This window comes from Azoarcus sp. CIB, from assembly GCF_001190925.1.
Classification (GTDB): domain Bacteria; phylum Pseudomonadota; class Gammaproteobacteria; order Burkholderiales; family Rhodocyclaceae; genus Aromatoleum.
Genome location: NZ_CP011072.1, coordinates 4,698,545 through 4,711,196 on the forward strand (window position 1 = coordinate 4,698,545; position 12,652 = coordinate 4,711,196).

Genomic DNA, 12,652 nt, shown 5'->3' on the forward strand with positions numbered 1-12,652 from the left:
GAGTGGCGCACGGGAGTCCGGCAATGGAAAGCAGATGGTGGCAGCAGGCGGTGGTCTACCAGATCTATCCGCGCAGCTTCATGGACACGGACGGCGACGGCATCGGCGACATCCCGGGCATCCTGTCGCGGCTCGACTACCTGCAGTGGCTCGGCGTGGACGTGCTGTGGCTGTGCCCGATCTACCGCTCGCCCAACGACGACAACGGCTACGACATCTCGGACTACTGCGCGATCATGAACGAGTTCGGCAGCATGGCCGACTTCGATCGCCTGCTCGCCGCAGCGCACCGCCGCGGCATGCGCGTGATCCTCGACCTCGTCATCAACCACACCAGCGACGAGCACCCGTGGTTCGCCGAGTCGCGCAGGTCGCGCGACAACCCGAGGCGCGACTGGTACATCTGGCGCGACGGCCGCAACGGCGGCCCGCCCAACAACTGGGAGAGCATCTTCCGCGGGTCGGCCTGGGAACACGACGCGGCGACGGACCAGTGGTACCTGCATCTCTTCACGCGCCGCCAGCCCGACCTGAATTGGGAGAACCCGGCCGTGCGCGCGGCGATCCACGCGATGATGCGCTGGTGGCTGGACAAGGGCGTCGACGGCTTCCGCATCGACGCGATCACGCATATCAGGAAGGCGCCGGGGCTGCCCGACATGCCCAATCCGCAGGGCCTCGCGCAGGTCGCCGCCTACCCGTGCCACATGAACGTCGCCGGCATCCTCGACGACATCGACGAGCTCGCCCGCGAGACGCTCGCCGGCCGAGACGCGATGACCGTCGGCGAGGCCAACGGCATCGGCCCCCACGCCGCGGAGGAATGGGTCGGGACGACGCGCGATCGCCTGTCGATGATCCTGCAGTTCGAGCACTGGCACTTGTGGTCGAACGCCCCGCAGGCAGCGCTCGACGTTGTGGCGCTCAGGCGCATCCTCGGCCGCTGGCAGCGCTCGCTGCACGGGCACGGCTGGAACGCGCTGTATCTCGAAAACCACGACCTGCCGCGCGTCGTCTCGCGCTGGGGCGACCCGCAGCGCCACCCGCGCGAGAGCGCCACCGCGCTCGCGACGATGTACTTCCTGATGGAGGGCACGCCCTTCATCTACCAGGGACAGGAACTCGGCCTCGCCAACGCCGAGTTCGCGAGCCTCGCCGAGTTCCGCGACAGCTTCGCCCACAACCGTATCGCCGAGATGCGCGCGTCGGGGATGGGCGAGGACGCGATCCTCGACGAGATGCGCCGCACCGGCCGCGACACCTCGCGCACGCCCATGCCCTGGGACGACGGCCCGCAGGGCGGTTTCACGACCGGCACGCCGTGGCTCGCCGCGCACCAGGATTACCGGCAACTCAACGTCGCGCGCCAGCAGGCCGAACCGGACTCGGTGCTCAAGCACTACCGCGCGCTGATCGCGCTGCGCCGGCGCGAGCCGGTGCTGATCCACGGCCGCTACTGCGCACTCGCCGGACGGAGCACGCGCATCTACGCCTACACCCGCGGCGAGGGCAGCGAGCGCATCGCCGTGATCTGCAACCTGAGCGCCCGTCCCGCGACCTTCCGCCACGCCGGCTTCGCGCTCGACTCGGGCGACCTGCTGCTCACGAACCGCCCGGTCGCACCGCACGGCCCGCGCCACACGCTGAACCTCGCGCCGTGGGAGGCGCGCGTCTACCGCGCCGCGACCGCGTCCTGAGCCGCGGCGGCCAGCGCGGCGACCTCGTCGCCATCCATCGCCGCCTCCACCATCCCCACCGGCAACGCCTTTGCCGGCTTCACTCCCAGCTGCTTCAGCATCTCCGCCTGCCGGATCACGTTGCCGCGCCCGCTCGCGAGCTTGTTGTGCGCGGCGTGATAGGCCTTCTGCGCCTGCTCGATGCGGTTGCCGACCGTTTCCAGATCCTCGACGAAGCCGACCAGCTTGTCGTAGAGCTCCGCGCCGCGCTTCGCGATGTCCTGTGCGTTGCGGCTCTGCGCTTCCTGGCGCCACAGGTGGGCGACCGTGCGCACGACGAAGAGCAGCGTCGACGGGCTCACGAGCAGCACGTTCTTCTGCCACGCATCCATGAAGAGCTCGCGGTCGTGCGTCACCGCGAGCATGAAGGCGGGCTCGACCGGCACGAACATCAGCACGAAGTCGAGCGACTTCAAGCCGTACAGGTCCTGGTAGTTGCGCTCCGACAGGCCCTTGATGTGGCCGCGCACCGAATCGAGGTGGCGCTTGGTCCACGTTTGGCGCTCGCCCTCGTCCTCCGCGGTCACGTACTCCTCGTAAGCGGTCAGCGACACCTTCGCGTCGACGACGAGATGGCGGTCCTCGGGCAGATGGATCACGACGTCGGGCTGCGCGCGCGAGCCGTCGTCGCGCGTGTGGCTCTCCTGCACGTCGTACTCCTCACCCTTCCTCAGGCCCGAAGCCTCCAGCACGCGTTCGAGGATCAACTCGCCCCAGTTGCCCTGCGTCTTGCTGGATCCCTTCAATGCACGCGTGAGATTCTTCGCGTCCTGGCTGAGCGACTGGTTCAGCTCCATCAGCTGGCGCACCTGCTCGGCGAGCGCGCTGCGGTCCTTGCCTTCCTGCACATAGACCTGCTCGACCTTGCCCTGGAATTCCTGCAGCTTCAGGCGCAGCGGGTCGAGGAGCTGGCCGAGGTTGGTCCGGTTCTGCTCGGTGAAGCGTTTGGCCTTCTCCTCGAGGATGTCGTTGGCGAGGCTCTTGAACTGGTCGGCGAGGCTCTCGCGCGCCGCGATCAGCATCGCGAGCTTGTCGTCAGCCGCGCGGCGTTCGGCGTCGAGACGGGCATCGAGTTCGGCAAGCCGGCTGCGCGCCGCGCTCAGCTGTGCGGCCGTCGCCGCCAGCTGCTGTTCCAGCCCCGCGACGCGGGAGGCCCGCTCGGTCGCCGCCGCCAGCTCGACGCGCACCTCCGCGCGCCCCTGCTCGAGCGCCACCGCTGCCGCCTCGGCCGCCCGCCCGCGCAGCAGCAGCCACACCAGCAGGGCGCCCGCAAGCACGCCGCCCAGCACCGCGACCAGCCAAACCACCACCCCCGCCGAACCGCTCACCATCGTTCCGCCATCCCGATTCGTCTGCCGCGCCCCGGACGGGGCGGGCGAAAGGCGAAATGGTAGCGCCCGCACGTTAGAATTGCCCGATGAGACGCGCACCCGCCACCGCCCTGCCCGGCCCCGAGCCGACCGACCGCCACGACTGGCAGACGATCAAGAGCCTGTTCCCCTACATCTGGGCCTACAAGGTCCGCGTCCTGTTCGCGCTGTCCTGCCTCGTTGCCGCCAAGGGCGCGAACGTCACGGTGCCCCTGATCTTCAAGCAGCTCATCGACCGGCTCGCACTCACCACCGAGCAGGCCTTCATCGTCGTCCCCGCGGCGCTGCTGCTCGCCTACGGCGTGCTGCGCTTCTCCACCTCGCTGTTCACCGAGCTGCGCGAGATCGTGTTCGCGCGCGTCACGCAGCAGGCCGTGCGCGAGATCGCGCTGCGCGTGTTCCGCCACCTGCACGCGTTGTCGCTGCGCTTCCACCTCGAACGCCAGACCGGGGGGCTGACGCGCGACATCGAACGCGGCACGCGCTCCATCGGCTCGCTGATCAGCTACACGCTGTACTCCATCCTGCCGACGCTGATCGAGATCGGGCTGGTCGTCGGCATCCTGCTCGTGCAGTACGACGCCGTGTTCGCGCTGATCACGCTCGGCACGCTCGCGCTCTACATCTTCTTCACGGTCCACGTCACCAACTGGCGCACCGCGCTGCGCCGCACCGCCAACGAGCTCGACTCGGCCGCGAACGCGCGCGCGATCGACAGCCTGATCAACTTCGAGACGGTCAAGTACTTCAACAACGAGGACTTCGAGGCGCGCCGCTACGACGAGCAGATGCAGAAGTGGACCAACGCCCAGGTCACCAACCAGATGTCGCTGTCGGCGCTCAACATCGGCCAGGCCGCGATCATCGCCGTCGGCGTCACGGCGATGATGTGGCAGGCCGCCAGCCGCGTCGCAAGCGGTGCGATGACGATCGGCGACATCGTGCTGGTCAACGCCTTCCTGATCCAGCTCTACATCCCGCTCAACTTCCTCGGCGTGCTGTACCGCGAGCTGCGCCAGTCGCTCACCGACATCGAGCGCATGTTCGGCCTGATGCACCAGCACCGCGAGGTCGCCGACGCGCCCGACGCGCTCGCGTTGCTGCCCGGCCCCGCGAGCGTGTACTTCGAGCACGTCGGCTTCGCCTACGATCCCAAGCGCACAATCCTGCACGACGTCGACTTCGCGATTCCGGCCGGGCGCACCGTCGCCGTCGTCGGCCATTCGGGCTCGGGCAAGTCGACGCTCGCCCGCCTGCTGTACCGCTTCTACGACGTCCAGCAGGGCGCGATCCGCGTGAACGGCCACGACCTGCGCGCGCTCACGCAGACGAGCCTGCGCCAGGCGATCGGCATCGTCCCGCAGGACACGGTGCTGTTCAACGACACGCTGTTCTACAACATCCAGTACGGCCGCCCCGACGCGAGCCGCGCCGAAGTCGAGGCCGCCGCGCGCGCCGCGCAGCTCATCGACTTCATCGCGCGCCTGCCCGACGGCTGGGAGACGCGCGTCGGCGAGCGCGGGCTAAAGCTCTCCGGCGGCGAGAAGCAGCGCGTCGCCATCGCCCGCGCGCTGCTGAAGAACCCGGCCATCCTGATCTTCGACGAGGCCACCTCGGCGCTCGATTCCAAGACCGAGAAGGCGATCCAGGCCCAGCTCGACCTCGCCGCCGAAGGGCGCACCGCGCTCGTGATCGCGCATCGGCTCTCCACCATCATGAACGCCGACGAGATCATCGTGCTCGACCAAGGCCGCATCGTCGAGCGCGGCACGCATGCCGAACTGCTCGCGCGCGGCGCCGACTATGCCCGCATGTGGGCCCTGCAGCAGCAGGAACGCGAGGAGGCGCAACTGGCGGACTCCAGTCCGTAAGCCCGGCGCTGCGCGCACCCCGCAGGCAGTGTTGTCCGCAGGTTCTGGGGGCGCACCGATCCGATACACTTACGGCATACGACAAGACAAGATCCGTTAATGGACGCGCACGACGCACCCGCCTTCCTTCACGAAGTCATCCTCTTCCTCGCGCTCGCCGGCGTGCTGATCCCGCTGCTGCAGCGGCGCAGCATCAATCCGGTGCTCGGTTTCCTCACGGTCGGGATGATCGTCGGCCCCTTCGGCCTCGGCCAGCACACGGATGCCTCGCCGTGGCTGCGCTACCTGACCTTCTCGCGCCAGGAAGACGTCGCTGTGTTCGCCGAATTCGGCGTGATCTTCCTGATGTTCATGATCGGGCTGGAGATGTCCATCGACCGCCTGTGGGCGATGCGCCGCCTCGTGTTCGGCCTGGGGCACCTGCAGGTCGGCCTGTCGGCACTCACGATCGGCGGCATCGCCTACGCGTTCGGCAACAGCATCGAATCGTCCGTCGTGCTCGGCGTGGTGCTGTCCTTCTCCTCGACCGCCGTCGTCATGCAGCTGCTCACGCAGCGCCGCGAGCTCGGCACCCCGCTCGGCCAGGCGACCTTCTCGGTGCTGCTGTTCCAGGATCTCGCGGTCGTGCCGTTGCTGGTCCTGGTCACGGTGCTGGGCCAGAAATCGGGGGACAGCGTCGCGGCGCTGATGGCCATCGCCGCCCTCAAGGGCGTCATCACCGTCGGCCTGATCTACTTCATCGGCAGCCGCGTCGTGCGCCCGCTCTTCCACCAGATCGCCGCGAGCCGCCAGTCCGAGTCCTTCATGGCGGTGACGCTGCTGACGACCCTCGGCGTCGCCGTGCTCACGCGCGCGGCCGGCCTGTCGATGGAGATGGGAGCGCTCCTCGCCGGCCTGCTGATCGCCGAGACGGAGTTCCGCCACGAGGTCGAGGTCACGATCGAGCCCTTCAAGGGCCTGCTGATGGGCGTGTTCTTCATGTCCGTCGGCATGGGCATCGACATCAGCGCAATCCTCGCCCAGCCGCTGCTGCTGCCGCTGTCGGTGATCGGCGTGCTCGCGATCAAGGCGCTGATCCTGATCGTGCTGTTCCGCCTCTTCGGCCTGTCCTGGGGCCGCGCGACCGAGGGCGGCATCATGCTCGGCCAGGGCGGCGAGTTCGCCTTCATCGTCATCGGCATGGCGCTCGGCCTCGAGCTGCTCGATCCGCAGGTCGGCCACTTCATGCTGCTGGTCGTCGGCCTGTCGATGCTCATCACGCCCTCGCTCACCCTGCTCGGGCGCAAGCTCGGCAACAGCATCGACGCGCGCGTCGGCAAACCCGTCTTCGAGGAAGAGCGGCAGCTCGAACAGCTCAGCGGCCACGTGATCATCGCCGGCTACGGGCGCGTCGGCCGGCTCATCGGCGAATTGCTGTCCGAACAGGGCATCCCCTACCTCGCGCTGGAATCCGATGCGAAGCTCGTCAAGCAGATGCGGGCGGAGAACGCCCCGGTGTATTTCGGCGACGCCAGCCGCCCGGAGCTGCTGCGCCGCCTGCACCTCGAACGCGCAGTCGCGGTCGTGCTGACGATGGACCGCACCGCCGCCGCGCTGCATGCCGTCAAGGGCATCCGCGCCACCTCGCCCAACATCCGCATCGCCGCCCGCGCGCGCGACGAGGCCCACGCGCAGGCCCTGCGCGACGCCGGCGCGACGGTCGTGATTCCCGAGACGCTGGAATCGGGCCTGCAACTCGCCGGCTCGGTGTTCGAGACGCTGGGCGTCCCCGGCGACGTCGCAACCCGCCTGCTCGATCAGGAACGCGCGCGCCGCATCGCCGTGTTCCGCACCAGCTGATCGCCCGGCCGGAGGAAGCCGCCATGCCCACCCTCGCCCTCATCGCCACCGGCGGCACCATCGCCGGCGCCGCCGCATCCGCGACCGACACCACCGGCTACACCGCCGGCGCGCTCGGCGCGGACGCGCTGCTTGCCGCCGTGCCGCAACTCGCAGGGATTGCAGGGATCCGCGCGGAGCAGCTGTTCAGCCTCGACAGCAAAAACATGGCGCCCGCGCACTGGCTGGTCCTCGGCCGGCGCGTGCAGACCCTGCTCGACGACGACGCCATCGACGGCGTCGTCATCACGCACGGCACCGACACACTGGAAGAGACCGCTGCCTTCCTGGCCCTGACGCACGCCAGCGCCAAACCCGTGGTCCTCACCGCCGCGATGCGCCCCGCGACCGCGCTGTCGGCGGACGGCCCGATGAACCTCTACAGCGCCGCCTGCGTCGCCGCCCACGCGGACAGCGCCGGCCGGGGTGTGCTCGTCAGTTTCGGCGACGCGATCTATCCCGCCCTCGGCGTGCGCAAACGCGAAACCCACCGCCTGGATGCCTTCGGCGGCGCCAGCGCCGGTGCGATCGGCCGCACCGACCCGCTGCGCTACTTCGCGCCTCCTGCGGCCGCGCCCCGACCGCTCATCGCACTCGCGCCGGATCTCGCCGAACTGCCCCGAGTCGACGTCCTCTACATCGGCGCCGGCACGCCGCCCGGACTCCCCGACCTGTTGATCGCGGACGGCGCACGCGGCCTCGTGCTCGCGCTGCCCGGTAACGGCAGCCTGCCCTCGGCATGGGAGCCCCCCGTCGCCGCTGCCGTCGCACGCGGCATCCCGGTGATCCGCGCCTCCCGCGTAGGCATGGGGCCGATCGGCCGCAAGGCCATGGATGATCGCCTCGGCACGCATCCCGCCGGCGAACTGCCCGCGTCGCAGGCCCGCGTCGCGCTGATGCTGGCGCTCGCGGGCGGCGACGCGACAGCGCTCGACCGCCTGCTGGCGGACGACTACATTCCGTAGTCCTCGCCCCCGCCCGCCAGCGCCACATCCACCATGCGTCGCGTCAGGTGCGGCGCGAAGAGCTCGATGAACGCATACACATAGCCGCGCAGGTAGGCATTGCGCCGCAGCCCCACGCGCGTCGTGCTCGACTCGAAGAGATGCGACGCGTCCGCCATCCCCAGCGCCTTGTCGGCCGAAGCGTCATAGGCCATGCGCGCGACGATGCCGATGCCGAGGTCCATCGCGACGTAGGTCTTGATCACGTCGGAGTCCAGCGCCGTCAGCACCACGTTCGGCCGCAAGCCGCGCCCGAGGAAGGCCTTGTTGATCAGGCTGCGTCCGGTGAAGGCGTCGTCGTAGGTGATCACCGGGTAGCGCGAGATCGCCTCCAGCGTCAGCGGATGCTCCTTCAGGATCGGGTGGCGCGGCGTCGCGACGATGCAGCGGTTCCACTGGTAACACGGCAGCATCACCAGTTCGTCGTATTCGGCGATCGCCTCGGTCGCGATCGCGATATCCGCCTCGCCCGACATCACCATGTCGCACACCTGGCGCGGGCTGCCCTGATGCAGCGACAGCTTCACCTGAGGAAAACGCTGCATGAAGTCGCGGATCACCCGCGGTAGCACGTAGCGCGCCTGCGTGTGGGTGGTCGCGATGGAGAGATCCCCCGCGACCTCGTTGGTGAACTCGTCCCCGACCTGGCGCAGGTTGTCGGCGTCGCGCAGCATCCGCTCGGCGATCGCCAGCACCTGCCGCCCCGGCGCCGTCACGTCCACCAGGCGCTTGCCGTGACGCACGAAGATATCGACCCCCAGCTCCGCCTCGAACTGCCGGATCTGCTTCGACACCCCCGGCTGCGACGTGAACAGCGCCTCCGCGGCCTCGGAAACATTCAGCCCGCGACGCGCGACTTCATGGATGTAACGCAGCTGCTGGAGGTTCATCGCCATCCCTTTATAACCAAAACTTCTTAAAGTTTAACGCAAACCATCTTTTTGATCCTGTACCACCCACATACGATGCACCGCACCATACAAGGGGAACGTTTTCATGGACTTTGCCTACACAGTCGCCGGGTTCGCGGTCGGCGCCATCGTCGGATTGACCGGCGTCGGCGGCGGATCGTTGATGACGCCGCTGCTCGTGCTGCTGTTCGGCATCCATCCCTCGGTCGCGGTCGGCACCGACCTGCTCTACGCCGCGATCACCAAGACGGGCGGCACCCTCGCCCACGGCCTGAAAGGCACGGTCGACTGGGCGGTGACAAAGCGCCTCGCCGCCGGTAGCATCCCGGCCGCAATACTCACGCTGGTGCTGGTCGGCAATTTTGCACCGGGCGGCATCGACGGCGCAGCCGCACTGATCAAGGTCGCGCTGGGTGTCGCGCTCCTGCTGACGGCGGTGGCGCTGGTCTTCCGCAAGCAGATCCAGGCCTATGCCCTCAGGCACGTTGGCGCCGAACCCGATCCCGCGCGCACGGCGCGGCTGACCGTGCTGACCGGCGCGGTGCTCGGGGTGCTGGTCTCGATCTCTTCGGTGGGTGCCGGCGCGCTCGGCGTGACTGCGCTGTTTTTTCTTTACCCGGCGATGCCCGCGCTGCGCATCGTGGGCTCGGACATCGCCCACGCGGTGCCGCTGACCCTGGTCGCGGGCATCGGCCACTGGATGCTCGGCAGTGTTGACTGGTTCCTGCTCGGCAGCCTGATCGTCGGCTCGCTCCCCGGCATCTGGCTCGGCAGCCATATTTCGACCAAAGTGCCGGACCGGATCCTGCGCCCGATCCTGGCAACCATGTTGGTCCTGGTGGGTGCCAAGCTGGTCAGCCACTAAGCCACGACAAAACAGACGGATTCAACGAGAGAGACGCGATGTACCGATACGACGCCTATGACCAGAAACTCGTGGATGAGCGCGTCGCGCAATTCCGCGACCAGATGCGCCGCCACCTTGCGGGCGAGCTCAGCGACGACGAGTTCCGTCCCGTGCGCCTGCAGAACGGCCTATACATCCAGCGCCATGCGCCGATGTTCCGGGTCTCGATCCCCTACGGCCACCTCGCCAGCCGCCAGCTGCGCAAGCTCGCCGAACTCGCGCGCACCTACGACAAGGGCTACGTGCACTTCACCACGCGCCAGAACGTGCAGTTCAACTGGTCGCCGCTGGAAGTGATCCCCGAGATGTGCGCGGAGCTGGCCAAGGTCGAGATGCACTCGATCCAGACCTCTGGCAACTGCATCCGCAACTTCACCTCCGACCCCTTCGCGGGCGTCGCCGGCGACGAACTCATCGACCCGCGCCCGTGGGCGGAGATCCTGCGCCAGTGGGCCACCTTCCATCCCGAGTTCGCCTACCTGCCGCGCAAGTTCAAGATCGCCGTGAACGGCGCGAAGGAAGACCGCGCGGTGATCCAGGTGCACGACATCGGCCTCGACCTGAAGAAGAACGACGCGGGCGAGATCGGCTTTCGCATCCTCGTCGGCGGCGGCCTCGGCCGCACCCCGATCATCGGCCGCGAGATCGAATCCTTCATCCCGTGGCAGCACATCATCACCTACTGCGAAGCCATCCTGCGCGTGTATAACCGCTATGGCCGCCGCGACAACAGCTTCAAGGCGCGCATCAAGATCCTCGTCAGCGCGCTCGGCATCGACGAGTTCCGCTGGCAGGTGCGCGAGGAGTGGGCGCACGTCAAGGACGGCCCCAACACCCTCACGGTCGAGGAAGTGCACCGCGTCGCCGACTTCTTCGAGGATCCCGCCTACGAGGCCCTGCCGGCCGACGACGTCGGCTATCACCACCACATCGCCGAGGACCTCGCGTTCGCGTCGTGGGTGAAGCGCAACGTGCGCGCACACAAGAAGCCCGGCTACGCGTCGGTCGTGCTGTCGCTGAAGAAACCGGGCGTGCCCCCGGGCGACATCACCTCCGAGCAGCTCGAACTGGTCGCCGACTGGGCCGACCGCTTCAGCTTCGGCGAAGCGCGCGTCACGCACGAACAGAACCTCGTGTTCGCCGACGTGAAGAAGTCCGAGCTCCACACGCTGTGGCAGCTCGCCCGCAAGGCCGGCCTCGCGACGCCCAACATCGGTCTCCTCACCGACATCATCTGCTGTCCGGGCGGCGACTTCTGCTCGCTCGCGAACGCCAAGTCCATCCCGATCGCGGCTGCGATCCAGGAACGCTTCGACGACCTCGACTACCTGCACGACGTCGGCGACATCGAGATCAACATCTCCGGCTGCATGAACGCCTGCGGCCACCACCACGTCGGCCACATCGGCATCCTCGGCGTCGATAAGAACGGCGAGGAGTGGTACCAGGTCACGATCGGCGGCAGCCAGGGCAACAACGCCGCGATCGGCAAGGTCATCGGCCCGTCGTTCGCGCGCGCCGAGATGCCCGACGTGATCTCGGAACTGATCGAAACCTACATCCAAGAACGCCACGAAGACGAACTCTTCATCGACACCGTGCGCCGCATCGGCCTCGATCCGTTCAAGACGCGCGTGTATGCCGATCGTCAGCCCCACAGGAAGGTCGCCAATGTCTAAAGTCATCAAGAACGGCCGCATCGTCAACGACGACTGGCAGATCCTCACCGTCGCCGAAGGCGAAGAGGCCGCAGCCCTCGACGTGCCCGCCGGCCGCGTGATCGTGCCGCTCGCGACCTGGCTTGCCCGCCGCGACGAACTCGCCGCACGCGGCGACGTCGGCGTGTGGTTCGCCGGCAACGAAGGCCCCGAGGCGCTCGCCGACGACATCGGCCACGTCGCCGTGATCGCCGTGAGCTTCCCGAAATTCGTCGACGGCCGCGGCTACTCGACCGCCGCACTGCTGCGCACGCGTTACGGCTACACCGGCCAGCTCATCGCCTTCGGCGAAGTCCTGCGCGACCAGTTCAACTACCTCACGCGCTGCGGCTTCGACACGCTGCAGCCGCGCGAAGGCCGCTACACCGACGCCCAGCTCGACGCCGCCGTCGCGAGCCTTGCTGACTTCACCGAGCCCTACCAGGCCTCGGTCCTCCACCCGCAGCCGCTGTTCCGCCGCGTCGCGCGCGTCGGAGTGAAGGCATGAGCGGGGCAGTCAGCCTGCTGCGCCCGGCGGCGAAGAATCCGGCCATCCATCCGGCACTCACCGAGCCGCTGGTCGAGGCCGTCAGCAGCAAGACCGACGACGCCCTCGCGCTGCTGCGCGCGGCGGTTGCCGAGTTCGGCACGGCGGGCGAAATCACCTTCGCGAACAGCTTCGGCGCCGAGGACATGGTGCTCACCGACCTGATCCTGCGCGAAAAGCTGCCGATCGAGGTCTTCTCGCTCGACACCGGCCGCCTCCCCGCCGAGACCTACACGCTGATGAGCGAGGTCGAGCAGCACTACGGCACGCGCCTGAAGGTCTTCTTCCCGAAGTCCGACGCCGTCGAGACCTACGTCCGCACCCACGGCATCAACGCCTTCTACGAGTCGGTCGAAATGCGCAAGGCCTGCTGTCACATGCGCAAGGTCGAGCCGCTGCAGCGCGCGCTGGCCGGCAAGCAGGCCTGGATCACCGGCCTGCGCGCCGCGCAATCGGCAACCCGCACCGGCCTGCCGACGCGCGAGTTCGACGAGGGCAACGGACTGGTGAAGTTCAACCCGCTGTCGGATTGGTCCGAGACCGAGGTGTGGGCCTACATCCGCATGCACGAAGTGCCGCACAACGCCCTGCACGAACAGTTCTACCCCAGCATCGGCTGCGCTCCCTGCACCCGCGCCATCGCGGTCGGCGAGGACATCCGCGCCGGCCGCTGGTGGTGGGAAGATCCGACATCCAAGGAATGCGGCCTTCACGTCAAGAAGGGCTGACAC

10 protein-coding genes are annotated in these 12,652 nt (G+C 68.2%); 8 read left to right on the plus strand and 2 right to left on the minus strand.

Annotated elements, in window-relative coordinates; genetic code table 11:
- The first annotated feature begins 23 nt into the window (after positions 1-23).
- A complete protein-coding gene (locus tag AzCIB_RS21060) occupies positions 24-1,697 on the plus strand; it encodes an alpha-glucosidase (protein WP_198149576.1) in 1,674 nt (557 codons plus the stop codon).
- Here the strand turns inward: AzCIB_RS21060 and AzCIB_RS21065 are convergent.
- Complete coding sequence (locus tag AzCIB_RS21065; RefSeq protein WP_050417693.1) at positions 1,673-3,067, minus strand: DNA recombination protein RmuC; 1,395 nt, start codon at positions 3,065-3,067, stop codon at positions 1,673-1,675. The genes AzCIB_RS21060 and AzCIB_RS21065 overlap by 25 nt on opposite strands.
- Positions 3,068-3,153: 86 nt before the next feature.
- Here AzCIB_RS21065 and AzCIB_RS21070 point away from each other — a divergent pair, with 86 nt between their 5' ends.
- The 3 genes from AzCIB_RS21070 to AzCIB_RS21080 all read left to right on the plus strand — a co-directional run bounded on the left by AzCIB_RS21070 (position 3,154) and on the right by AzCIB_RS21080 (position 7,820).
- Positions 3,154-4,977 carry an ABCB family ABC transporter ATP-binding protein/permease gene (locus AzCIB_RS21070; protein WP_050417694.1) on the plus strand — a complete coding sequence of 608 codons (1,824 nt, stop codon included), beginning with the start codon at positions 3,154-3,156 and terminating at the stop codon, positions 4,975-4,977.
- Positions 4,978-5,076: 99 nt separating this feature from the next.
- Complete coding sequence (locus AzCIB_RS21075) at positions 5,077-6,816, plus strand: cation:proton antiporter domain-containing protein (RefSeq protein ID WP_050417695.1); 1,740 nt, start codon at positions 5,077-5,079, stop codon at positions 6,814-6,816.
- Positions 6,817-6,839: 23 nt separating this feature from the next.
- Positions 6,840-7,820 carry an asparaginase gene (locus AzCIB_RS21080; protein WP_050417696.1) on the plus strand — a complete coding sequence of 327 codons (981 nt, stop codon included), beginning with the start codon at positions 6,840-6,842 and terminating at the stop codon, positions 7,818-7,820.
- Here AzCIB_RS21080 and cysB read toward each other — a convergent pair.
- Positions 7,808-8,749 carry an HTH-type transcriptional regulator CysB gene (gene cysB, locus AzCIB_RS21085; protein ID WP_050418495.1) on the minus strand — a complete coding sequence of 314 codons (942 nt, stop codon included), beginning with the start codon at positions 8,747-8,749 and terminating at the stop codon, positions 7,808-7,810. The genes AzCIB_RS21080 and cysB overlap by 13 nt on opposite strands.
- A gap of 106 nt (positions 8,750-8,855) precedes the next feature.
- On the opposite strand from cysB, the gene AzCIB_RS21090 reads away from it, so the two are divergent.
- Genes AzCIB_RS21090 through AzCIB_RS21105 form a run of 4 tightly spaced genes read left to right on the plus strand, consistent with a single transcriptional unit; the run spans position 8,856 to position 12,649 of the window.
- On the plus strand, positions 8,856-9,635 hold the full coding sequence (locus tag AzCIB_RS21090) for a sulfite exporter TauE/SafE family protein (RefSeq protein WP_050417697.1): 780 nt from the start codon (positions 8,856-8,858) through the stop codon (positions 9,633-9,635).
- 38 nt (positions 9,636-9,673) lie between these two features.
- The gene (locus AzCIB_RS21095) at positions 9,674-11,356 is read left to right on the plus strand and encodes a nitrite/sulfite reductase (RefSeq protein ID WP_050417698.1); all 1,683 of its coding nucleotides are present in this window, start codon (positions 9,674-9,676) and stop codon (positions 11,354-11,356) included.
- Positions 11,349-11,882: a DUF934 domain-containing protein gene (locus AzCIB_RS21100; protein WP_050417699.1), complete on the plus strand. Its 534-nt coding sequence runs from the start codon at positions 11,349-11,351 to the stop codon at positions 11,880-11,882. Before AzCIB_RS21095 ends, AzCIB_RS21100 begins: the two co-directional genes overlap by 8 nt.
- A complete protein-coding gene (locus AzCIB_RS21105; protein ID WP_050417700.1) occupies positions 11,879-12,649 on the plus strand; it encodes a phosphoadenylyl-sulfate reductase in 771 nt (256 codons plus the stop codon). The genes AzCIB_RS21100 and AzCIB_RS21105 overlap by 4 nt, the downstream gene beginning before the upstream one ends.
- The last annotated feature ends 3 nt before the right edge of the window (positions 12,650-12,652 follow it).